The sequence below is a fragment of the Gemmiger sp. An194 genome, from assembly GCF_002160145.1.
GTDB lineage: Bacteria > Bacillota > Clostridia > Oscillospirales > Ruminococcaceae > Allofournierella.
Genome location: NZ_NFKA01000017.1, coordinates 37,037 through 59,492 on the forward strand (window position 1 = coordinate 37,037; position 22,456 = coordinate 59,492).

A 22,456-nucleotide genomic window follows, 5' to 3' on the forward strand; every position below is an offset into this window, starting at 1 on the left:
ACACCTCAGTCGGGGATGGGATAAAACGTTCGCAATCTATTATAGCAGATTTTGCGAAGGAACGGGCACAGGCAAAAGGGCCGCTGAAACATCAGCGGCCCTTTTGCTGTGGTTCGTATGAAAATGGGGAGAAAAAAGCGAAGGAAATGAAGCGCCTCAGTTCAGGCTGTCCCAGTCCCGGCGCAGGAGCAGCCAGGTAATCACGGGAACCAGCAGGCTGCCCACCAGCGACATGATGATGGACACCAGCAGACCCGGCTGGCCCAGGCTGCCCAGCACGGCCACAAAGAAGGAAACCACATAGCAGCAGCACATCAGGGCAAAACCCGCCTTCTTTTTGGCAAACAGCACCATGCACAGGCCGGCCAGGGAAACAATGGCCACAATCACGGAGGGCCAGCGGCCGAAGCAGGCGTTCATCACGGTGGTGGCGGCGCAGAGCACCAGAGCAAACCAGAGCCAGATCTTGGTGGAAGTTTTCATGTTACAGTCTCCTTTTCTTATGCAGAGCCCCGGGTGCGGGGCCGGTATCGGGCACGGCGTGGGGAAAGACCGCCGTGCGGTTGATTTATCTGACATAGTCAGTATATTCGATATATCTGATAAAGTCAATTAATTTTTGGAAAAAGGAGCGTTTGGGCCACCGACGCGGACGATAATGCAAAAATAGCGCAAAAAAGCCCCATTCCCGAAGGAATGGGGCGAAAGAATGTTGCTTTACAGCATGGACAGCGCGGCTAGGCGTTTTTCCATGGCTTCATAGTAGATGGAATGGGTGAGGGCAGTGTCACGGGTGATGCGGCCCTGCTGGTACAGGCGAAGAAGGCTGGTATCCATGGTGCACATGCCCTCGGCGGCACCGGCCTGGATGGCCGCGTCCAGCTGGTGGGATTTGGCCTCGCGGATCATGTTCTTGATGGCGGGGTTGGTGTACATCACCTCAAAGGCAACTGTCTGGCCACCGTCCACCGTGGGCACCAGCTGCTGGCTGATGACCGCCTGCAATACCATGGACAGCTGGATGCGCACCTGCTGCTGCTGACTGGCGGGGAAGGAGTCCACAATGCGGTCCACGGTGCTGGCCGCGCCGGTGGTGTGCAGGGTGGAGAAGAGCAGCTGGCCGGTCTCGGCGGCGGTCATGGCCACCTCGATGGTCTCGTGGTCCCGCATTTCGCCCAGCAGGATCACGTCCGGGCTTTCCCGCAGGGCGCTGCGCAGCGCCCGCACATAGCTGGGGCTGTCGCTGCCGATCTCCCGCTGAGTCACGATGCACTTCTGATGCCGGTGGATGTATTCGATGGGGTCCTCCATGGTGATGATATGGGCTTCCCGGCTGTGGTTGATGGAGTCGATCAGGCAGGCCAGGGTGGTGGATTTGCCGCTGCCCGCGGGCCCGGTGACCAGCACCAGCCCCTTCAGCTTTTTGGCTGCGTCCATCACCTGGGAAGGAATGCCCAGAGCCTGGGGGTCAGGCAGGCCGAACTGGATCACCCGAAGCACCACCGCAAGACTGCCGCGCTGGTGCAGTACGTTGGCCCGGAAACGGCCCAGATGGGGAATGGCAAAGGAAAAGTCGTCATCCGCATCCTCGGCGGCGCAGCGGTCCATATTGCGGCCGCACAAAGCGTAGATGCCCTCCACCAGGTGGGCGGTGTCGGCGGGGGTGAGCATTTCGCCCTCCCGCAGCTGGCGGCCGTTGACCTTATAGGTCAGCGGCAGGCCGGCAATGATAAAAATATCCGATGCCCGCACATCAATGGCGCGGTGCAGAACGGCGTCCATCTCCATAAATAAAACCTCCTGTTTCAGCCGGAGCATCTAACAAAACAACAGCGTGGGCGCTCAGAAGCTGCCGTCCCACAGCTGGGGGCCCTGATCAAAGTCCCGCTCCTGGCCATACTGCCAGCGGGTCAGGGTATAACGGCCGGGGCCCTGGGGCGTGGGCAGCGCGGCGATGGTCAGGGTGCGGCCGGCTTGCCCGGTGAGGGTCACGGTAACAGCGCCGTCCTCGCCGGTCTGGCCAAGGGCGGCGGTATCCTGCCCGGCGGCCAGCGCCGCGTCCAGCTGGGCCAGCCACTGCTGGCCTTCGTTTTCCAGCGCTGCGTCCTGGGAAAAGCGGTCCAGGGATTTTTGCGCCAGCGACAGGTCCGCCTGAGCGGTGGTGAGAGAAAGCACGGCCAGCACGGCCAGGCAGATCGCAGCCAGTGCCAGCAGCAGGGTAAGTGCGCCGGAGCGGATGGGGGGCACGTTATGGCGTTCCATCATGGCAGTAGCCTCCTTTCACAAAACCTCAGGACCCGGGCAGATAGCGGTCGAAGGTGCCCTCGAACAGCACCTGCCCGCCGCTGCCGGAAAGCCGCAGGGCCAGCCGGGCCGTCTGCCCGGCCTGAGTGGCCTGGTGCTCCAGAGTCAGCTCCAGTTCATAGGTGCCGATGGGGTCCGGGCGGCCCTGGCTGTCCACGGTCAGGGTCAGCGCCTGGCCTTCGGCGGGTGGGTTCGCAGTCCCCAGCAGCTGCCAGAACGCCTCCTCAGAATCGCTGGCATAAAAGCTCTCGCTCACGTTCTGGGCGATCTGCTGGGCCGCGGTCAGCTCCTGGGCCTGAGTCGAGCGCAGGCGAGCGGCGGCGAACAGGCGCACCAGCACGGTGCAGAGCGCCAGCACGAACAGGGTCAGCAGCAGCGCCTCAATAAAAAACGCGGTGTTTTTGCGGTGCTTCATGGTTCATTCTCCCTCTGCGCAGCGCAGGGCCACCCGCGCGGTGCCCTGGTCTGTGGTCAGCTCCAGCAGCGAACCGGAGCGCTCGGCCTCAAAGCGGGTGCAGGCGCACACCGGCTGGGCGTTCTCCGGGGCGGGGTCGCTTTCGGCGGCGGTGTACTCCTCCACCAGCTGGCCCTGCCACAGATAGATCCGGGTCTCGTAGCCGGTGGAGGGCTCCTCCAGCACCAGTATCACGCCCTCGGGGCCGCCTTCCAGCCGCAGGCCGGCGGCGGTGTCGGCGGCGCGCACACTGGTGGTCAGATAGCGCAGGCTGGCCCGGGCGGCGTTGTTGGCGGTCATGGACCGGGTCACGCTGCCGTAAAGGCCGCTGCCCAGCGCCATCAGCCCCAGCACACAGGCCAGCATCAGGCCGAACAGGGCCATGGCCAGCAGGGGCGCCAGGCGCCCGGGCTCCTTGTGTTCCATCGCTCAACTCTCCTTCCGCGGGGGTGTTCAGGCCCGCTCCAGCACGTTCACCTGAGGCATCAGGTTGGAGGCAAAGGCCTCATAGGTCACAATAAAACGGTCGTGGTTCACCAAAAGACCGTAGTTTTCTTCCAGATAATCCAGGCTGGCAGGGTAGCTGCCCTCCACCGCGTAGCATTGCACCGCGGCCTGCAGCACCGCCTGGCGCAGGGCCTGGGCGCTGGCGCTGTCCAGATCGCGGCCCACTTGCCGGGAGCCCAGCGCAAAGGCTGCGATGAGCAGAACCAGCACCGCCAGAAGCCCGGCGGCCATAGCCAGCCGGGTGCGCAGCGAAAGTATCTGCTTGATGTGATACATCCAAACCCCTCCTTAGCCGATGGAGCCCAGAATGCCGATGAGCGGCAGCATCACGGCCAGCAGCGTCACCCCGACCGCCAGGGTCAGGAAAGCGGCCAGCAGCGGCTCGATGGAATCGATCAGCCGGTCCAGCGCGGCCTGGGCGTCCTGGGTGAACAGCTGGGTCAGCCGGGCCAGCACCGTGTCGGCCTGGCCGCTGCGGGCGCCGCTGATGAGCATACGGCCATACAGCGGCTCGAAGACCTTGTGTTCAAACAATGCGGTGGAAAGCCCCTTGCCCTTCAGCATGTCCTCATGGCAGGCCTGCAGCTGAGCGCGCAGACCCTGGTGGTCCACCATGTCGCTGGCGGCGGTGAGGGCGGTGTCCGCATCCACGCCGCTGGCCAGAAACAGCGAAAGGGCGCTGGCCAGCCGGGCCACCGCCAGCTTGCGGGCGGCGGGGGCGGTGAAGGGAATCTTCTCAAACAGCCGGGCCAGCCGGTGGGAACCGGCGCTGCTGCCGCTGAGCACAAGACCCGCGGCCAGAACCGCCGCCAGCAGCAGGGTGATGACCAGAGCGGCCCAGCCCACGATATAGGCGAAATTTATGTAGCCGTAGGAGGAGGCGGCCAGACTGCCCGCCAGGCTCTGGTACACGCCGGTGAACACCGGCAGCACCTTGGCCACCAGCACCGCCAGAATCACAGCGGTGAGCCCCAGCAGCACGCCGGGGTAGAACACCGCGCTTTTCAGCTTTTTCTGCAGCTGGTCCTGGCTGGCGTAGTGCCGGGCCAGGCTGCGCAGCACGCTGTCGGTTCGGCCGCTCACCTCGCCCGCGGCGATCATGCGCACCGCGTAGTCCGGAAACATGCCGCAGGTTCTGGCCGCCTGGGAAAGGCTTTCGCCCAGCAGCAGGGATTTCTGCATGGAAAGCGCCGCCTGCTGCAGCTGACCAGCGCCGCCGTCCTCCGCAAGAAGGGCGGCGGCCTCGTCCGGCTGGATGCCGGCCTCCAGCATCATGGCCATGGATTCACAAAAGGCGCTCACGGCCAGGCTGTTCAGTTCGTTTTTTGCCATTGCATTGCCCTCCCTTTAATAAGTGCGGAAATCGGTATAATTGCTGCCGTCGCCGATGTACTGGCTGCCCGCGCCTCCGGCGGCGAAGGTGGTGTCCACCCGATTCCAGACCCCGGGCTTCACCTCAAACTCCACGGTGATCCAGCCGGTTTCCTCCAGCCAGATCATGTTCCAGGCGTGATACAGGTCATTCGGGGCCACATAGCCGGTGATCAGCTTGGTGGGAATGCCCTGGCTGCGCAGCATGGCAGCGGCCAGCGCCGCGTAGTCCACGCAGATGCCCTTGCTGGTGGCCAGAGTCTCGTCCGGGTCCGGGTAATAGTCGGTGCCGATGCTCTCGGCCTTGGGGGTGTCGTAGGCGATGTTCTTCACGATGTAATCGTAAATGCGGCCTGCTGCGTCCACCTCGTCGGCCGCCCCGGCGGTGAGCTCGCTGGCCTTTGCCACGCAGGCTGAATCCGGGGAATAGGGGATATAGATGCTGGGCCGCAGGAAGGGCGCGAACTCGTCCTCCAGTGTGACCGATACGCTCTGGCGGCTCAGATAGGAATATTTGTCGCCGGAGATGTTCTGGCAGACCGCCAGCTCATAGGGCCCGTCGCCCAGCTGCAGCGGGATGACGGCGGCCGAGCCGTCCGCGGGCATCAGGTAGGAATACTGGCTGGGCGCGCCGCCGGTGTCGCCCTGATAGGTGAGCAGAAATTTGATCTTACCCTCCTGATCGGTGCGCACCGCCACATAGCCCTGGGAAAGATGGCTGGTGTCCCAGAAAACGCCGTTGTCGGTCTGGGCGGCGGCCTCGTCGAAGGCGGTGGTCAGCGGCGCGGGGGCGGTGAAGCTTCCGGCCTTGTCTGCCTGGAGCGAGGATGCGCCGGGGGCAGAGGTCTGGGCGATGCTTTCGATCTGCTGCGAGGGCTCGGGCGAGCCGCAGCCCGCGCAGAGGGCCAGTGCCAGTGCCGCGGCGGCCAGCCACAACGGTTTGGGCAGCTTCAAGCGGCACCCCTCCTTTTTGCAAAAAATGATTCAATCTTATTATAAAAATACAGTTCCGGCTTGTAAAGAGGATCGGAGTCTGCCGAGGCGGACAATAGTGCAAAAAAGAGAAAAAGTCCGGTGCAAATTGGCGAAATTTCATAAAAGCAGGGCGCTTTTCTGTTGACAGCCCCCTATTATAGTAGGTATAATAAGAAAAACCAAGCCAAAAGCGTAAGCCCGGCAGGCCCGGACTTGCGCTCTTTTTATCGCCCACATATTGTTTGCGTGCGCAAGCAATATGTGGGGCGGTGTATACCGCTTTGGGAAAAAGAACAGGAGGAGTGAAACAAGATATGTACAAACAACTCGCGCGATCCATTCGGGAGTACAAATCCGTGTCCATCAAGGCGCCGGTCTTTGTGTCGCTGGAGGTGCTCATAGAATGCATCATCCCCTTTGTGATCGCCCAGCTGGTGAACCAGATCAAGGCGGGCTGCGGCTTTTCCACCATTCTGCAATATGGTGCGGTGCTGCTGGCCATGGCCGGCCTGTCGCTGTTTTTCGGCGTGCTGGCGGGCAAGTATGCGGCCACCGCATCCTGCGGCTTTGCCCGCAATCTGCGCAAGGATATGTTCTATAAGATTCAGGACTATTCTTTCCAGAACATCGACAAATTTTCCACCTCGTCGCTGGTGACCCGTCTGACCACCGACATCACCAACGTGCAGATGGCCTACATGATGATCGTGCGCGCCGCCATCCGCTGCCCGCTGATGCTGGTGTTCTCGTTCACCATGGCCTTTGTGATGGGCGGACGCATGGCGCTGATCTTTTTGCTGGTGGCCCCCATTCTGGGCATCGGCCTGTTCTGCGTCATCCGCACCGTAATGCCCCTGTTCAAGCGGGTGTTCAAAAAGTACGACGCGCTGAACAACTCCATTCAGGAGAACGTGCAGGGCATGCGGGTGGTCAAATCCTATGTGCGGGAGGACTACGAGAAGAAGAAGTTCACCGCTGCCGCCGAGGACGTCTGCCGCGACTTCACCCAGGCGGAAAAGATTCTGGCCTTCAACAACCCCCTGATGCAGTTCAGCCTGTATGTGGTCATGGTTTTCGTGCTGTCCTTCGGGTCCTACACCATCATCACCACCCGGGGCATGGCGCTGGACGTGGGCCAGTTCTCGGCGCTGCTTACTTACAGCTTCCAGATCCTGAGCAGCCTGATGATGTTCTCCATGGTATTCGTAATGATCACCATGGCCAGCGAGTCCGCCCACCGTATTCTGGAGGTCATTCAGGAGGAGAGCACCCTGAAAAGCCCCGAAAACGGCATCACCGAAGTGGCGGACGGTTCCATCGACTTTGACCATGTGAGCTTCAAGTATTCCGAGCATGCCGAGCGCATGGCCCTGACCGACATCGACCTGCACATCAAGAGCGGCGAGACCATCGGCATCATCGGCGGCACCGGTTCCTCCAAGTCCTCGCTGATCCAGCTGATCAGCCGTCTGTACGACGCCACCGAGGGCAGCGTGAAGGTGGGTGGCCGCGACGTGCGGGAGTACGATCTGGAGACGCTGCGCAACCAGGTGGCCGTGGTGCTGCAGAAGAACGTGCTGTTCAGCGGTACCATCAAGGAGAACCTGCGCTGGGGCAACAAGAACGCCACCGACGCCGAGCTGGAGGAGGCCTGCCGCCTGGCTCAGGCGGATGAGTTCATCCAGCGCTTCCCGGACAAATACGATACTTACATCGAGCAGGGCGGCTCCAACGTGTCCGGCGGTCAGAAGCAGCGCCTGTGCATCGCCCGGGCTCTGCTGAAAAAGCCCAAGGTGCTGATCCTGGACGACTCCACCAGCGCGGTGGATACCAAGACCGACGCGCTGATCCGCAAGGCCTTCCGGGAGTTCATCCCCGAGACCACCAAGATCATCATTGCCCAGCGTACCTCCTCGGTGGAGGACGCGGACCGCATCCTGGTGCTGGACGGCGGCGCCATCAGTGCCATCGGCACCCACAAGGAGCTGCTCGAGACCAGCGAGATCTATCGCGAGGTCTACACCTCGCAGAACAAGGCAGGAGGGCAGGAGAATGCATAACAATCCGACCATCAGCAAGCAGGGCACCCTGCTGCGCATCTTCAAAACACTGTTCTCGTTCTATCCGGTCATGATGCCGGTGGTGGTGGCCTGCATTCTGTTCAGCGCCATCATCAGCTCGCTGCCTGCGGTGTTCATGCAGAAGGTCATCGCCGTGATCGAGGCCAACTGGCAGAGCGGCGACTGGGCCGCTGCCTCCGGTCAGGTTATGGGTCTGGTGAGCGTTCTGGTAGTGATGTATCTGCTGGCGCTCATCTCCGCCTTTACCTATACCCGGATGATGGCCATCATCACCCAGGGCTTTCTGAAAAAGCTGCGTGTCAAGATGTTCAGCGGCATGCAGGATCTGCCCATTCGTTATTTCGACACCAACAACCACGGCGATATCATGAGCTACTACACCAACGATATCGATACCCTGCGGCAGCTGGTGTCCCAGAGCTTCCCCCAGATCACCATCACCCTGGTCACCATGACCAGCGTTACCTGCATCATGCTGTATTACAGCCTGTGGATGACCCTTGTGGTGGTGGCCGGTGTGGCGGTCATGGCCTGGCTCACCAAAAAGGTGGGCGGCAACTCCGCCCGCTTCTTCCTGCGCCAGCAGGAGGCCATCGGCGCCATGGAGGGCTACGTGGAGGAGATGATGAACGGCCAGAAGGTGGTCAAGGTCTTCTGCCACGAGGAGGAGAGCAAGGCCGACTTCGACAAGCGCAATGATGAGCTGTTCCGCGCCGCCGAGAGCGCCAACAAGTTCGCCAACATTCTGGGCCCCATCCTGAACAACATGGGCAACGTGGTCTATGTGGTGGTGGCAGTGGCCGGCGGCTTTCTGCTCATGGCCGGCGTGCCCAACGTGAGCATTTCCGGCCTGGCGCTGAGCATCAGCATTGTGGTACCGTTCCTGAACATGACCAAGCAGTTTGCGGGCAGCATCATGCAGGTGTCCCAGCAGATCAACGCGGTGGTCATGGGCCTGGCGGGCGCCCAGCGCATCTTCACCCTGCTGGATGAAAAGCCCGAGGAGGACAACGGCTACGTGACCCTGGTGAACGCCAAGGAGAACGCGGACGGCAGCATGAGCGAGTGTGCCGAGCGTACCAACGTGTGGGCCTGGAAGCATCCCCACAGCGACGGTACCGTCACTTACACCCGGCTGCGGGGCGATGTGCGCCTGTTCGATGTGGACTTCGGCTACACCCCCAACAAGACCGTTCTGCACGATGTGACCCTGTATGCGGAGGCAGGACAGAAGGTGGCCTTTGTGGGTGCCACCGGCGCGGGCAAAACCACCATCACCAACCTGATCAACCGCTTCTACGACATTGCCGACGGCAAGATCCGCTACGACGGCATCAACATCAACAAGATCAAGAAGGCGGACCTGCGCCGCAGCATGGGCATCGTGCTGCAGGACACCAACCTCTTCACCGGCACCGTGATGGAGAACATCCGTTACGGCAACCTGGACGCCACCGATGAGGAGTGCAAGGCCGCCGCGCTGCTGGCAGGCGCACACGACTTCATCACCCGCCTGCCGGAGGGCTACAACACCATGCTCACCAGCAACGGCGCGAACCTGTCTCAGGGGCAGCGGCAGCTGCTGGCCATCGCCCGGGCCGCGGTGGCGGACCCGCCGGTTATGATCATGGACGAGGCCACCAGCAGCATCGACACCCGCACCGAGGCCATTGTGCAGCGGGGCATGGATGCGCTGATGACCGGCCGCACCGTGTTCGTGATCGCTCACCGGCTTTCCACCGTAAAGAACGCCGATGTGATCATGGTGCTGGAGCAGGGCCGCATCATCGAGCGCGGCAACCACGAACAGCTGATCGCCCAGAAGGGCAAGTACTACCAGCTGTACACCGGTGCCTTCGAGCTGGAATAACTGCAGGATTGTGCGCAGTTTGGCGGAGTCGCCCTGATTTTTTGGGGCGGCTCCCTTTTTGTTGCCCGGTGGCTTTTCAAATGCCGGAATCGTGGTATAATAGCCAGTAAGAAATGACTCACCGCAGCGCCTCCCCCGGCGGGCAGTGCTGCGGAGATAAGGAGATAGAAAGCAATGATTACAAAGGAACTGCGGGCCGCGGTGGATGCATTTGTGGCCGCCAATGAAGAAAATGTTGTGCGCGACATCAAGCGCCTGGTGGATATCAACAGCGTGGAGGGCACCCCGGAGCCGGGCAAGCCCTTCGGCGCGGGCCCTGCCGCCGCACTGGACGAGGCGCTGAAGATCGCCGCCGAGATGGGCCTTTCCACCAATAACTGCGAGGGCTACATGGGCTGGGCCGAGCTGCCCGGCGAGACCGACAAGCAGATCGCCACCATCACCCACCTGGACGTGGTGCCCCAGGGCAACGGTTGGACCGCCGATCCCTTCGACATGCAGGTGCGGGAGGGCTGGATCATCGGCCGCGGCGTGGCCGACGACAAGGGCCCCAGTGTGCTGTGCCTGTACGCCCTGAAATTCCTCAAGGAGCATAACGTGCCCCTGAAGTACGGCGTGCGCGCGCTGCTGGGCGCCAACGAGGAGACCGGCATGGAGGATGTGGAGTACTACCTGAAGAACTACCCCGCTCCCGATTTCTGCTTCTCCCCGGATGCCGAGTTCCCGGTGTGCAACGGCGAGAAGGGTGGCTTCAACGGCTACCTGGTTTCCAAGAAGCTGGAGAACGGCAACATTCTGGAGTTCACCGGCGGCGTGGCCCACAACGTGGTGCCCGACCGTGCCTCCTGCCTGGTGAAGGCAGACTTCGCCGCTCTCAGTGAGCGGGAGGGCATCACTCTGGAAGAAGAGAATGGCGCGGTGCGCATCCGCGGCTGGGGCAAGGGCGGCCATGCGGCCATGCCTCAGAACACCGTGAACTCCATCGGCCTGATCGTGGATTACCTGCTGGACAATCATCTGGTCACCGCCGAAGAGGAGGAGTTCCTGACCTACCTGCGCAAGCTGCACAGCAACACCGACGGCAGCGGCGTGGGCATCGCCGCCAGCGATGACGCCTTCGATCCGCTGACCATCATCGGCGGCATGATCGAGCTGAAGGACGGCCGCCTGTGGCAGGATGTGGACAGCCGCTTCCCCACCAGCATCACCGGCGAGGAGATCAAGGCCCGGCTGGAGGCGGCCTCCGAGGGCTGCGCCACCGTGGAACAGGCCACCTGGCGGGTGCCCTTCTACATCAGCGCCGACGCCGCACCCATCCAGGCGCTGATCGAGACCTACAACGAGGTCACCGGCGAGAACGCCAAGCCCTTCACCATGGGCGGCGGCACCTACGCCCGTCACTTCCCCAAGGCAGTGAGCTTCGGTCCCGAGCGGCTGGACACCGTGCTGCCCGAGTTCGGCGGCCCCATGCACGGCGCCAACGAGGCGGCCAACATCGCCCAGCTGATGCAGGCGCTCAAGATCTACATCCTGGCCATCCTGAAGCTGGAGACCATCGAGCTGTAATCCGGCAAAACAGCCTTGCAGCCGGGGCGGACAGAACACCGCCCCGGCTTTTTGCTTGACAAGACGAGGAAAACCCTGTATGATGAACAGTGTTCAAGATGAAAGGCAGGAGCGCCATGAATAAAGTGATCACATCCCGCGAGGAGCTGCTGGCCGCCAGCAAGAGCATTGCCGCCAGTCAGGGCCTGGCCGCACTGAACATGCGGGCAGTGGCCGCTGCCGCCAACGTGGCGGTGGGCTCGGTGTACAATTATTTTCCCAGCAAAGCAGAGCTGGTCACCGCCACGGTGCAGGACATCTGGCGGGGGATCTTCCACGCGGCGGGCAGCTGCACCCAGAGCGGGGATTTCTGTGCCTGTGTGGAGTGGCTGTTCCACAGCATCCGTACCGGGGCAGCGGAATATCCGGATTTTCTGCGGGCTCATATGAGCGGCTTTGCTGCCCAGGACCGGAAAAAGGCCCGGCAGACCATGGAAGAGGCCTTTGGCCACATGCGTGCCAGCCTGGAGCAGGTGCTGGAGCGGGACGAAAAGGTGCGGCCGGATGCCTTCGGGCAGGATCTGACCCGGCAGCAGTTTGTGGCGTTTGTGTTCTCCGGCCTGATGGCAGGGCTTGCCCGGGAGGACACCGACTGCGCGGTGCTGCTGGCGGTGATCCGGCGGGTACTGTACTGACCAAATATTCTGCGCCGCCCCGGCGGGAGCGGCGCGGCTTTTTCATAAATTCTGAACCGCGTTCAAAATCAACTGAAATGGGCCAACGGCCCGGAAAGAGGGAACCCCTTATGAAAAAACTCATCAATACCGCATTCGGCTACGCCATCGCCTCTATGGCCTTCGGCGTGTTCTACCGGGAATTCACCAAGTGGAACGGCTTTGCCGGCAAGACCACTCTGGCGGTGAACCACCTGCATCTGTTCGCGCTGGGCACGGTGCTGTTTCTGGTGCTGGCGCTCTTCGCCAAGACCACCAGCCTGACTGCTCAGCCCATGTTCCGCCGCTTTTACGGCCTTTACAACGTGGCGCTGCCCTTCATGACCGTGATGTTCACCGTGCGTGGCGTTGTGCAGGTGCTGGGCATCTCGCTGAGCAGCGGAGCGGACGCGGCCATCAGCGGCATCGCGGGCATCGGCCATCTTCTGATGGGCGTGTCCATCGTGATGCTGTTCCTGGCGCTGAAGGCCGTGGCCAAGACCGAGGAATAAGAAAACAAAAAAGCGGGCGGTTCCGAAGCTTTGAAGTGACCCCGAAAAGTTAGACAATATTTTTGAAGAAATTGTTCAAGCAACCGAGAGGGCTTGTTGTCTGTGAAGAGCAGGCGGCAAGCCCTTTAGTTTTATCTTGATTCTGCGGTTATTGTAGTAATCCAGATAGTCCACCAGTTCCTGCTTGAAGTGTTCCAGGGAATCGAATTTTTGCAGGTACAGCAGTTCACTTTTGAGTAAGCCAAAGAAATTCTCCATGACGGCATTGTCCAGGCAGTTGCCCTTACGGCTCATGCTCTGGCGAATCCCTTTCCTCCTGATCATGTGTTGGTATTTCTTGTGCTGATACTGCCAGCCTTGATCAGAATGGAGGATCAATCCTGTTCCGTCGGGTATCATCTCAAACGCCTTCTCCAGCATGGAAGTTATCATACCCAATACTGGCCGGTCAGAGATGGTATAGCTGACCAGATAACCGTTGTGCAAATCCAAAATGGGCGAGAGATACATCTTCTGTCCAAACAGACTGAACTCGGTTACATCGGTCACCCATTTCTGGTTTGGCTTTTCCGCATAGAAGTTCCGGTTCAGCAGATTAGGGGCAAGTTTTCCCACTTCGCCCTTGTAAGAACGATATTTCTTGATTCTGACACGGCAAACCAGCCCCAACCCCTTCATAAGCCGCTGGACTGTCTTGTGGTTCATGGAAAATCCACGGTTATGTAACTCAGTTGTGATACGGCGGTATCCGTACCGTCCTTTGTTCTCATGGTAAATCGCGGCAATTTCTGCCTTGGCTTCCTTGTATTTGTCTGGAACCCTCATCCGCTTCAGATGGTAGTAGAAGGTCGCACGAGGAAGTTGAGCGATTGTGAGCAGAAGGTCCAGCGAGAACTCATGCCTCAGTTTTTGAACTACCTGCGCTTTTTGCGCTGGCGTCGCTCTTCTTCCAAAACCAAGGCTTGCAAGTTTTTTAGGTATGCATTTTCCGCTCGCAGCCGCTGCACTTCGGCAAGCAAGTCCTCTTCTACTTTGCTGGATAGCTTCTTTGGCCTGCCTGTGCTTCTGCGCCCTCTGCGCTCCACCTCAAGACCTTCCGGCCCCTCTTCCAAATAAATCCGTTCCCAGCTTTGGATGCGGTCATGTCCTTGAACTTCATAAATTCTGGCAGCCTCCTGATAGCTTAGTCCCTCTTGTATGACCGCCTCTACTACCTGCTTCTTGAATTCTGGTGTATAGCGTTTGTTTGGTATTCCTTTCGGCATAGTAAAGCACCCCATTTGTTATTCAGTATATCATACTGTCTAACAAATGGGGTGCAGTTCACTTCGGAACCGCCCGCTTTGCTGTGCGAGGAAAAATTACTTGGTGTAGTTGTCGAAGTAGCCCTGCACCAGAATGATGGGGGTGCCCTTATCGCCGCTGCCGCTGGTCAGATCGCACAGGCTGCCGATCAGGTCGGTGAGGCGGCGGGGAGTGGTGCCCTGGCTGGCCATGTTGCCGGTCAGGCTCTCGGCCTTCTCGTCCTTCTCCCGGATGGCCTTGGAGATGGCATCCTTCAGTTCCTGGCCGGAGAGGTTGGCGAAGTCGTTGTCGGCCAGATACTTCAGTTTCAGCTCGTTGGGGGTGCCCTCCAGACCGGCGGTGTAGCCGGGGGAGACAACGGGGTCGGCCAGCTCCCAGATCTTGCCCATGGGGTCCTTGAAGGCGCCGTCGCCGTAGACCATTACCTCAACGTGCTTGCCGGTGGCGTCCAGAATCCGCTGCTGGATGTCGTCCACCAGCTCCTGGCAGTGGATGGGGAACAGCTTCACGGTCTCCTCGGTGGCCTTGTTGGAGCCCAGCAGGCCGTAGGCGTCGTTGTAGCCGCTGCCGTTCACGGGGGCGGTCATCAGCTCATCCAGGCTGAGCACCTTTTCGGCACCGGCGGCGGTCAGCAGCCGCTTGGTGCGCTTGCGGGTGTGGATGTCGCAGTTGAGCACGTTCTTGGTGTAGTCCAGAATGGCACGGGGGTTGTTGGCGAAGATGATCTCGGCCTTCGCGCCCGCACCCTCGATCACGCTGCGGTAGTACTCCACGTAGTCCACGCCGGTGAAGGTGTGCTTTTTGTAGCCGAACAGCTCCCGGTAGCGCTCCTCGCTGAGCACATCGCTCCAGGGGTTCACGCCGGAGGCATCCAGCTCATCCTCGCTGATCAGATGGTTGCCCACCTCGTCGGAGGGGTAGCTGAGCATCAGAACAACCTTTTCGCAGCCTGCGGCAATGCCCTTCAGGCAGATGGCGAAGCGGTTGCGGCTCAGAATGGGGAAGATCACACCCAACGTGCCGCCGCCGAATTTTTCCTTCACATCCTGGGCGATGTTCTCCACCGAGGCGTAGTTGCCCTGGCTGCGGGCCACAACGGCCTCGGTCACGGCGATCACATCACGGTCGCGCAGGCAGAAGCCCTCGCTGTTTGCGGCGGACAGAACGGAATCCACCACGATGCTGGCCAGGTCGTCGCCCTGGCGGATGATCGGGGCGCGGATGCCCCGGGATACAGTGCCAACCAAACGTTCCATAAAAGCTGTCTCCTTCTGTGTTTCATTTCAGCACGCGGGGACAGAGTTGCCCGCGCGCGGGGAAGTCCTCTTCCATTATAAGGTCCGGGCCGGGGCTTGTAAATCGTTTTGCGGCAAAAAGGAGAATGCGTCGGCTTTCAACAGAAAATACGGCAGAGTGTGGAAAACGCGCCCCCGGAACCAGACGGTTCCGGGGGCGCGCTGTGCGTCGGTTATAAAAATCAGAAGAACAGGTCCTTGCCGGGGTACTTGGGCTCCATGGTGATGCGCAGGCCCAGCTTGCGCAGGGTGCCCTGGTCGCCGGAGTGGAGCATCTGGGTGGAGTGCATGTCGCAGTCCCGCAGCAGGGGCAGGGCAGACATGGCCTTGGCGGCCACCGGCTCGGTGGCGGCGCTCACGGCCAGACCGGCCAGCACATCGTCCACCTTCAGCACGCTGGAGCGGCTGCCCAGGTAGTCGATCTTCAGGCGCAGGATTGGCTCCAGCACCTCGGGCCGGATCAGCAGCACGGAATCCTGGATGCCGGCCAGGGCCTTCAGGCTGTTCAGCACGGTGGCGCTGCAGGCGCTCATCAGGTCGCTGGCCTTGCCGGTCACGATGCGGCCGTCCGGCAGCTCAATGGCGGCGGCGGGCTGCTCGGTCTGGCGCATCTTGGCCAGAGCGGGGGCAACCACGGCCCGGTTCTCGGCGTTCACATCCAGCTGCTGCATGATGTTCTCGATCTTATGCAGGCTGGCCTCGGTGGCCTTGCCCTGCTTCACATCGCAGGCAGCGGTGTAGTAGCGGCGGAAGATCTCCTCGGTGGCGGCCTTGCGCACCACTTCGTCGTCGAAGATGGCGTAGCCGGCCATATTCACGCCCATGTCGGTGGGGCTGCGGTAGAACTCCTTGTCGCCGGTGATGCGGGCCAGAATGTTCTGCACGATGGGGAAGGCCTCCACGTCACGGTTGTAGTTCACGGTGGTCTCGCCGTAGGCTTCCAGGTGGAAGGGGTCGATCATGTTCACATCGTTCAGGTCGGCGGTGGCAGCCTCATAGGCCAGGTTGACCGGGTGCTTCAGGGGAATGTTCCAGATGGGGAAGGTCTCGAACTTGGCATAGCCGGCCATTACGCCGCGCTTGTACTCGTGGTAGACCTGGCTCAGGCAGGTGGCCAGCTTGCCGCTGCCGGGGCCGGGAGCGGTGACCACCACCAGGGGCTTGGTGGTTTCCACATAGGGGTTGGAGCCGTAGCCCTCGTCGCTGCAGATGTAGTCCACAGCCAGAGGATAGCCCTCGATGGGGCGGTGGATGTAGTTCTTCACGCCGCGGCTGGTGAGCTTCTTGGCAAAGGCATCGGCGGCGCGCTGGCCGGTGTACTGGGTGATGACCACGCTGTTCACGGCAATGTCCATGGCGGTGATGTCGTCGATCAGGCGCAGCACCTCCATGTCATAGCTGATGCCCAGGTCGGCGCGCATCTTGGTCTTTTCAATGTCGCCTGCGCTGATGCAGAAGATGATTTCGGCCTTGTCGCGCAGCTCGTGCAGCAGACGGATCTTGCCGTTCACATCAAAGCCGGGCAGCACCCGGGCGGCGTGGTAGTCGTCGAACAGCTTGCCGCCGAACTCCAGATACAGCTTGCCCTGGAACTTTTCGATCCGGGCGAGAATGTTCTCGGTCTGCTTTTGAATATAAAGGTTGTTATCGAATCCGATCTGCATAAATAGTCTCCTTCTCATCGCATGAACGCCTGATATGCCCACCGGGGACCCGGCGGACCGTTCCTTGTTTTTAGGATGTCCTCAACTAAAAAATGATACCATGCACCCGCGATGAATGCAACAAAAAGCCGCCGCCTGCGGGCAAAAAAATGACGAAAATTTTTTCGAAAAACCGTTGACTTTACCCCGGTGGGGTGATATAATAATTTTCGTCGCGGAGGATTAGCTCAGCTGGTTAGAGTGCCTGCATCACACGCAGGAAGTCTGGGGTTCGAGTCCCTAATTCTCCACCAAAAACCCACAGGTTCGCCTGTGGGTTTTCTTTTTGTGTTCAGACAGAGAAAACGCCCGCGGATTTGCCAAATCCGCGGGCGTTTTTTGTCAGCCGGCTTACGCCCCGATGGCGTTGCCGGTGTACAGCTGGTAGTAGCGGCCCTTCTGGGCGATCAGCTGGTCGTGGGTGCCCACATCGCTGATGCGGCCGTCGTCCAGCACCACGATCCGGTCGGCGTTCTGAACCGAGGAAAAACGCTGGGCAATGATCAGCTTGGTGGTGCCGGGAATGGCCTGGGCAAAGGCTTCGCGGATGCGGGCGTCGGTGGCGGTGTCCACCGCGCTGGTGGAGTCGTCCAGAATCAGCACCTTGGGCTTTTTCAAAAGGGCCCGGGCGATGCACAGGCGCTGCTTCTGGCCGCCGGATACGTTGGAGCCGCCCTGTTCAATGTGGGTGTTGTAGCCGTCCGGCAGGCGCTGGATGAACTCGTCCGTCTGGGCCTGGATGCAGGCCTGGCGGCATTCCTCCTCGGTGGCGTCCTCCTTGCCCCAGCGCAGGTTATCCAGAATGCTGCCGCTGAACAGCACGTTCTTCTGCAGCACAACGGCCACCTGGTCCCGCAGGGCCTCGGTGTCGTACTCCCGCACATCCCGGCCGCCCACCTTCACGCAGCCTTCGGTGGCGTCGTACAGGCGGCTGATCAGGTTCACCAGACTGGACTTGCCGCAGCCGGTGCCGCCGATGATGCCGATGGTCTCGCCGCTTTTGATGTGCAGGTCGATGTCGTGCAGGGTGTCCTCACCGGTGGAGCCGTGTTTGTAGCAGAAGTTCACATGGTCAAAATCAATGCTGCCGTCGGCGATTTCCTGCACCGCATTGGCGGGACTGGTGATGTCCGGGGTCTCGGTGAGCACCTCGGCGATACGGTGGGCGCTGGCGGCGCTCATGGTCACCATGACGAAGACCATCGCGAGCATCATCAGCGACATCAAAACGCCCATCACATAGCTGAACAGGGAGGTGAGCTCGCCGGTGGTCAGGCTGCCCGCCACAACGAAGTGGGCGCCGAACCAGGACAGGGCGATGATGCAGCCGTAAACCATCAGCATCATCACCGGGTTGTTCAGAGCCAGCAGGCCCTCGGCCTTTACGAACAGGTTGTACAGGTTCTGCGCGGCCTTAGTGAATTTTTCGGTCTCGTGCTCCTCCCGCACATAGGCCTTTACCACCCGGATGGCGCTCACGTTCTCCTGCACGCTGGCGTTCAGATCATCGTACCGGCGGAACACCTGGTCGAAGATGGGAATGGTGCGCCGCATGATGAGAATCAGCGCGCCGCCCAGCACCACAATGGCCGCCAGGAAGACCAGGCTCAGCCGCAGATTAATGAAAAAGCACATGGCCATGCAGCAGATGAGCATCAGGGGCGCGCGCACCGCGATGCGCAGAATCATCTGGTAGGCGTTCTGCAGGTTGGTCACATCGGTGGTCATGCGGGTCACAAGGCCCGAGGTGGAGAACTTGTCGATGTTGGAAAAGGAAAAGGTCTGGATGTTTTCGTACATGCCGTCCCGCAAATTGCAGGCAAAGCCGGACGAGGCCCGGGCTGCAAAACGTCCGGCCAGCACGCCGCAGGCAAGGCTCACGAAGGCCAGCACCAGCATGATGCCGCCGTAGCGGTAGACCTCGTGCAGTGAGCCCGCCTCGATGCCCTTGTCGATGATGGCGGCGGTGATGAAGGGGATCAGCACCTCCATCAGCACCTCCATAGCAGTGAACAGGGGAGCAAGCAGGGAGTCCGCCCGGTACGGCCGATCTGCCGCATCAGGGTTTTTATCATAGTCATTCCTCCTTGTGGAATCTGTTTTTGTGGAACATTGCGGGCGCAAAGGCAGCGCCTGCAACGGTTCTATTATAGGGCCGGGCCGGTTGCAAGTGAATTCAAAAAAATGTTATTATTGATAAACAGAATTTATTAATCGAAATGGGAGGAATGCGCGGTGAATACCTTTCAGCTGGCCTGCTTTCTGGCGGTGAGCGATACGCTGAACTTTGCGCGGGCCGCCCAGCGGCTGAACGTGACCCAGCCCGCGGTGACCCATCAGATCCGCACGCTGGAGGAGGAGCTGAACACAAAGCTTTTCCGCCGCACCACCCGCAGTGTGGAACTCACCGAGGCGGGGCGGCTGTTTCTGCACGATGCCAACGGCATGATGACCATTGCCATGCGGGCAAAAAAGCGGTTTGAGAACCCGGCGGCGGGGGAGCTCTGTGAGCTTTCGGTGGGCTGCCACGGCTACACCCATCTGTTCAGCCTGCATGAGCCGCTGCGGCAGCTGGCTCAAAGCTACCCCAATCTTCACCCCCGGCTGCAGGTGGTGCCCTATGACTTTTTGTACCGGCTTCTGGAGGAGGAGCACGTGGATGTGATTCTGAGCTTCCAGGAAAACGAGGCAAAAAAAGCGCCCGGCATCTATGCCGAGCTGGAGAAAACCCCCATGGTCTGCGTGACCACCCGTCTGCAGGCGCCGGAGGGGGAGGGAGCCCTGGAGCTGGAGCAGCTGCGGGGGCAGCGGCTGGTGCTGGGCGACCCCCGCAAGGCCCCCCGGAGCATTGCCCGGGTACAGGCACAGCTGCTGGGTGAGCGCGCACCGGGCGAGTTGTTCTTCGGCGAGTCGCCGGAGACGGTGATCACGCTGGTGAAGGCCGGGTTCGGTCTGGCGGTGATGCCCCGGCTGCTGGCACCCCCGGACCCGGAGCTGGTGCTGCGGCCGCTGGCCGGGGTGGAGCCGCTGTCCTTCGGTATGTATTACAAGACCCTGAAGGCAAACCCGGTGCTGCGCCGGTTTGTGGAGCTGATGCGCCTGCAGCACGGACAAAAATGAAAAAAGGCCCCGGCCGTATCCCTTGGATACGGCCGGGGCCTTTTGCTTGTTTGGTTCAGCGTTTCAGCTGCCAGGTGTTCTTGCCGGCGGGTTCCACCGCGCCGATGGCAGCCAGCCGGGCCAGCATCCGGCATACCTGACCGGAGGTCAGGTGCAGTGCACCGGCCAGCTGGGCGGGACTGGCGCTCACCTGGTCGGTGAGGTATTCCAGCAGAGCCTGACTGCCGCTGGCCGCAGGCCGGGGCGGCAGCGCGGGGCGGGGCGCAAAGGTCAGGCGCAGGCAGGTGGCACCGGGGCACAATTCCTCCCGGATGGAGGGCTCCTCCCAGCCCTGCAGCCGCCACACCGCCTGGATCTGGGGCAGGCCGCTGCCCGCCCGGCGACCCACGCCCACCAGCCGGAACAGCTCGCTCAGGCCCGGGTTGCGGGCGTCGCTCACGCCGCCGGCCAGGGCGCTGGCCGGTTCCATGGGGAAACAGCCCGGGTTGGTGATGTAAAGCCGGTGGCCCCGTTTTTCAATGGTCAGGCCTCGGCGGTCCTGGTAGTCCGCGTGGATCAGGGCGTTGGCCAGAGCCTCCCGCACCGCTAGCTGCACCGGGTGGTCCGGCTCAGCGGGCAGGCGGGGGTCGGCGCAGATACGGTGAGCCGCCGCAAAATAAAAATCAAACAGTGCGCCGTTCCAGTTCGTGCCGTCCGAGTGCAGGCAGCAGGCAAGGCCGGGCTGCAGCTGCTCCCGGTAGGAAAGGCTGAAATGGGGCCACACCGAGCGGATGGCCCACTCCTCGCCCAGAAGCAAAAGCCCGGCGGCGGTGGGGCAGAGGGCTCCGTCCCTGGCGCGGGCCAGCACCCCAAGCCGAAGCAGCAGGCCCGCGTCGCTCAGCTCGCCCCACACATGGCCGGGGCGGCAGCGCAGCAGCCGGGCCCGGTAGCGGGTCACCGCGTCGGGGCAGAGAGCGCTCAGGTCCAGCCCCTCCAGCGGGGTCAGGTCCCGGGGCAGGTCTGCCTGGTCCCGCATCATGGCCCGCACCTCCTCGGCGGAGCAGTGATAGTCCCCCTCGCCGCCCCGCCGGTAGGCGCCGGAGAAGGGGTCGGTGCCCAGGTACACCGGCCGGTCGTGGCGGCCTGCGCGGGGCACATGGATGATCACGATCCGGTTGCCGCCGCTCTCGTCCACCCATACATCGGCGGGACGCAGAATGTTGACGCTCACCCGGGCCGGGTCGTTGACGATCTGCCAGAACTGGCGCACCAGTTCCTCCGGGTCCGGCAGGGGCACCGAGGCGAGGGTTTTGTTTTTGGTTTCGATCACGCCCAGCAGGATCAGCCCGCCGAAGGAGTTGGCAAAGGCGGAGTAGGTTTCCCAGATGCTGCGGGGCAGCCCGCCCTGGGCGCGCTTCGCCTCCAGGCGGTTGTTCTCCCGGTATTTTTCCAGGTGGGCAAGGTCGATCATAGACGGTACCTCAACAAAGGGTCACTTGGTCCAGGGGGCGGCCAGGCGGCGGAACCAGCTGCCCGGCAGCTCCAGCCCCAGCAGGATGGCCAGCACCATGGCGATAGCGGTTTTCAGGGTGGTAAAGCCGATCTGGCCGGCCTCGGCGGTGGCGTTGTTCACCATGGCGTAGGCGGTCTGGTAGATGCCCAGACCGGGCACCAGCGGGAAGATGCCGGAGATCAGAAAGATGGTGGCCGGGCAGCGCATCTGCACCGCCGAAAACCGGGAGATGCACAGCACCGCAAAGGTGGCCAGAAAGATGGCGGGCAGCACCCCCCAGAAGGGCTTGAACAGCAGGTAGACCAGCCAGCCTGCCGAGCCGGTGATGCCGCAGCGCAGGTAATACCGGCTGGGCACGTGAAAGATCAGGGCGAAGGCCGCGGTTCCGATGCCCGCCGCCAGTACCTCGCAAAGAAAACGCTGCATGCTCACACCCCCCATGCGGCATAGGCGGCCATCACCGCGCCCACGCCCAGGGCAAGGCAGGCCACCACCAGCACCGCGTCCAGCAGGCGCACGCTGCCGGAAATATAGTCCTCGTCGGCAATGTCCCGGATGCCGTTGGTGAAGGCCACGCCGGGCAGAAGCGGCACCACCGCACCGGCGGTGACCATCTCCAGATTGCTGCCCAGCCCCAGATGAGTCAGGAGCAGCGCGCACAGGGTGACCAGCGCCCCGCCGCTGATGTTCATGGCGATCTTGGAAAGACGGCCCCGCACCAGATACAAAAAGTAAAGATACAAAACGAGCCCGCACAGAAAGGCGGCGGCCGCGTCCCGGCCGGTGCCGCCGAACAGATAGCCAAAGGCCCCGCTGCCGATTCCCGAGGCCAGCACCTGCTGCCAGCGGGGCTTGGAGGGCATGGCCCGGATGGCCACAAGCCGCTCATGGGCTTCGGCGGGGGTGTGCAGACCCAGCTCGATCTCGCGGGAGAGCTGGTTCACCGCGTCGATCCGGTCCAGCCGACCGCCGCCCAGGGGAATGTGGCGCACCCGGGCCCGGTAGCTGCGGGGCCCGCCCCCGGTGGACAGCAGCACGCCGTTGCTTAAAATAAAGGTATCCAGCCCGGGGTTGCCGTAGGCTCGGGCAATGCGCTCCATGGTATCGCTTACCCGGGAGATCTCGGCCCCGGAGGCCAGCAGAATCTCGCCCGCGAGCGATACGGTCTCAAAAATAAGGTCGCGGTCCTCCATGGCAGGTCCTCCTTTT

The 22,456-nt window shown here is 61.7% G+C and carries 21 protein-coding genes, 1 tRNA gene and 1 pseudogene; 7 read left to right on the forward strand and 16 right to left on the reverse strand.

Annotation, left to right across the window (positions count from 1 at the left end; all coding sequences use genetic code 11):
- Window positions 1-156: 156 nt before the first annotated feature.
- The 8 genes from B5F28_RS10945 to B5F28_RS10980 form a co-directional block, all read right to left on the reverse strand.
- Window positions 157-483, reverse strand: coding sequence for a hypothetical protein (locus B5F28_RS10945; protein WP_087295929.1), 327 nt, complete (start codon window positions 481-483; stop codon window positions 157-159).
- A gap of 234 nt (window positions 484-717) precedes the next feature.
- Window positions 718-1,788, reverse strand: coding sequence for a type IV pilus twitching motility protein PilT (locus tag B5F28_RS10950; protein ID WP_087295930.1), 1,071 nt, complete (start codon window positions 1,786-1,788; stop codon window positions 718-720).
- Between the two features lie 54 nt (window positions 1,789-1,842).
- On the reverse strand, window positions 1,843-2,265 hold the full coding sequence (locus tag B5F28_RS10955; RefSeq protein WP_087295931.1) for a hypothetical protein: 423 nt from the start codon (window positions 2,263-2,265) through the stop codon (window positions 1,843-1,845).
- A 25-nt stretch (window positions 2,266-2,290) separates the two neighbouring features.
- Window positions 2,291-2,719, reverse strand: a complete 429-nt coding sequence (locus tag B5F28_RS10960; protein WP_087295932.1) for a hypothetical protein — start codon at window positions 2,717-2,719, stop codon at window positions 2,291-2,293.
- A gap of 3 nt (window positions 2,720-2,722) precedes the next feature.
- Complete coding sequence (locus tag B5F28_RS10965; protein ID WP_087295933.1) at window positions 2,723-3,184, reverse strand: DUF4860 domain-containing protein; 462 nt, start codon at window positions 3,182-3,184, stop codon at window positions 2,723-2,725.
- A 27-nt stretch (window positions 3,185-3,211) separates the two neighbouring features.
- Complete coding sequence (locus B5F28_RS10970) at window positions 3,212-3,541, reverse strand: hypothetical protein (RefSeq protein ID WP_087295934.1); 330 nt, start codon at window positions 3,539-3,541, stop codon at window positions 3,212-3,214.
- 12 nt (window positions 3,542-3,553) lie between these two features.
- Window positions 3,554-4,597: a type II secretion system F family protein gene (locus tag B5F28_RS10975; protein WP_087295935.1), complete on the reverse strand. Its 1,044-nt coding sequence runs from the start codon at window positions 4,595-4,597 to the stop codon at window positions 3,554-3,556.
- Window positions 4,598-4,612: 15 nt separating this feature from the next.
- Window positions 4,613-5,590 carry a transglutaminase-like domain-containing protein gene (locus tag B5F28_RS10980; protein WP_087295936.1) on the reverse strand — a complete coding sequence of 326 codons (978 nt, stop codon included), beginning with the start codon at window positions 5,588-5,590 and terminating at the stop codon, window positions 4,613-4,615.
- Between the two features lie 335 nt (window positions 5,591-5,925).
- Here B5F28_RS10980 and B5F28_RS10985 point away from each other — a divergent pair, with 335 nt between their 5' ends.
- The 5 genes from B5F28_RS10985 (at window position 5,926) to B5F28_RS11005 (ending at window position 12,332) form a co-directional block, all read left to right on the forward strand.
- On the forward strand, window positions 5,926-7,671 hold the full coding sequence (locus B5F28_RS10985; protein ID WP_087295937.1) for an ABC transporter ATP-binding protein: 1,746 nt from the start codon (window positions 5,926-5,928) through the stop codon (window positions 7,669-7,671).
- The gene (locus B5F28_RS10990) at window positions 7,664-9,562 is read left to right on the forward strand and encodes an ABC transporter ATP-binding protein (RefSeq protein WP_087295938.1); all 1,899 of its coding nucleotides are present in this window, start codon (window positions 7,664-7,666) and stop codon (window positions 9,560-9,562) included. Before B5F28_RS10985 ends, B5F28_RS10990 begins: the two co-directional genes overlap by 8 nt.
- Before the next feature lie 174 nt (window positions 9,563-9,736).
- Complete coding sequence (locus B5F28_RS10995; RefSeq protein ID WP_087295939.1) at window positions 9,737-11,128, forward strand: Sapep family Mn(2+)-dependent dipeptidase; 1,392 nt, start codon at window positions 9,737-9,739, stop codon at window positions 11,126-11,128.
- A 116-nt stretch (window positions 11,129-11,244) separates the two neighbouring features.
- Window positions 11,245-11,802: a TetR/AcrR family transcriptional regulator gene (locus B5F28_RS11000; RefSeq protein WP_158097582.1), complete on the forward strand. Its 558-nt coding sequence runs from the start codon at window positions 11,245-11,247 to the stop codon at window positions 11,800-11,802.
- Between the two features lie 110 nt (window positions 11,803-11,912).
- Window positions 11,913-12,332: a DUF2871 domain-containing protein gene (locus B5F28_RS11005; RefSeq protein WP_087295941.1), complete on the forward strand. Its 420-nt coding sequence runs from the start codon at window positions 11,913-11,915 to the stop codon at window positions 12,330-12,332.
- Window positions 12,333-12,407: 75 nt separating this feature from the next.
- On the opposite strand, the gene B5F28_RS11010 is transcribed toward B5F28_RS11005, so the two are convergent.
- The 4 genes and pseudogenes from B5F28_RS11010 to B5F28_RS11025 form a co-directional block, all read right to left on the reverse strand.
- Window positions 12,408-13,373, reverse strand: coding sequence for an IS3 family transposase (locus B5F28_RS11010; RefSeq protein ID WP_143424730.1), 966 nt, complete (start codon window positions 13,371-13,373; stop codon window positions 12,408-12,410).
- Window positions 13,325-13,612 (reverse strand): annotated as a pseudogene (locus B5F28_RS11015) (transposase); the annotation flags it as partial. The pseudogene B5F28_RS11015 and the gene B5F28_RS11010, both read right to left, overlap by 49 nt.
- 81 nt (window positions 13,613-13,693) lie before the next feature.
- Window positions 13,694-14,893, reverse strand: a complete 1,200-nt coding sequence (locus tag B5F28_RS11020; protein ID WP_087295944.1) for a coenzyme F420-0:L-glutamate ligase — start codon at window positions 14,891-14,893, stop codon at window positions 13,694-13,696.
- Between the two features lie 221 nt (window positions 14,894-15,114).
- A complete protein-coding gene (locus B5F28_RS11025; RefSeq protein WP_087295945.1) occupies window positions 15,115-16,596 on the reverse strand; it encodes a DUF1846 domain-containing protein in 1,482 nt (493 codons plus the stop codon).
- 216 nt (window positions 16,597-16,812) lie between these two features.
- Between B5F28_RS11025 and B5F28_RS11030 the strand changes: the two genes are divergently transcribed.
- A tRNA-Val gene (locus tag B5F28_RS11030) sits at window positions 16,813-16,889 on the forward strand.
- Between the two features lie 97 nt (window positions 16,890-16,986).
- On the opposite strand, the gene B5F28_RS11035 is transcribed toward B5F28_RS11030, so the two are convergent.
- Window positions 16,987-18,627 (reverse strand): ABC transporter ATP-binding protein, encoded by a 1,641-nt coding sequence (locus tag B5F28_RS11035; protein WP_247643472.1) that lies wholly within the window; start codon window positions 18,625-18,627, stop codon window positions 16,987-16,989.
- Window positions 18,628-18,870: 243 nt separating this feature from the next.
- On the opposite strand from B5F28_RS11035, the gene B5F28_RS11040 reads away from it, so the two are divergent.
- Window positions 18,871-19,755, forward strand: coding sequence for a LysR family transcriptional regulator (locus B5F28_RS11040; RefSeq protein ID WP_087295947.1), 885 nt, complete (start codon window positions 18,871-18,873; stop codon window positions 19,753-19,755).
- A gap of 55 nt (window positions 19,756-19,810) precedes the next feature.
- Here the strand turns inward: B5F28_RS11040 and B5F28_RS11045 are convergent, their stop codons facing one another.
- From B5F28_RS11045 to B5F28_RS11055, 3 genes are read right to left on the reverse strand one after another with little or no spacing between them, the layout of a single operon-like run.
- Window positions 19,811-21,205, reverse strand: a complete 1,395-nt coding sequence (locus B5F28_RS11045) for an ATP-binding protein (protein ID WP_087295948.1) — start codon at window positions 21,203-21,205, stop codon at window positions 19,811-19,813.
- 21 nt (window positions 21,206-21,226) lie between these two features.
- On the reverse strand, window positions 21,227-21,673 hold the full coding sequence (locus B5F28_RS11050; RefSeq protein ID WP_087295949.1) for a threonine/serine exporter family protein: 447 nt from the start codon (window positions 21,671-21,673) through the stop codon (window positions 21,227-21,229).
- Window positions 21,674-21,675: 2 nt separating this feature from the next.
- Window positions 21,676-22,440 carry a threonine/serine exporter family protein gene (locus tag B5F28_RS11055; RefSeq protein ID WP_087295950.1) on the reverse strand — a complete coding sequence of 255 codons (765 nt, stop codon included), beginning with the start codon at window positions 22,438-22,440 and terminating at the stop codon, window positions 21,676-21,678.
- Between the last annotated feature and the right edge of the window lie 16 nt (window positions 22,441-22,456).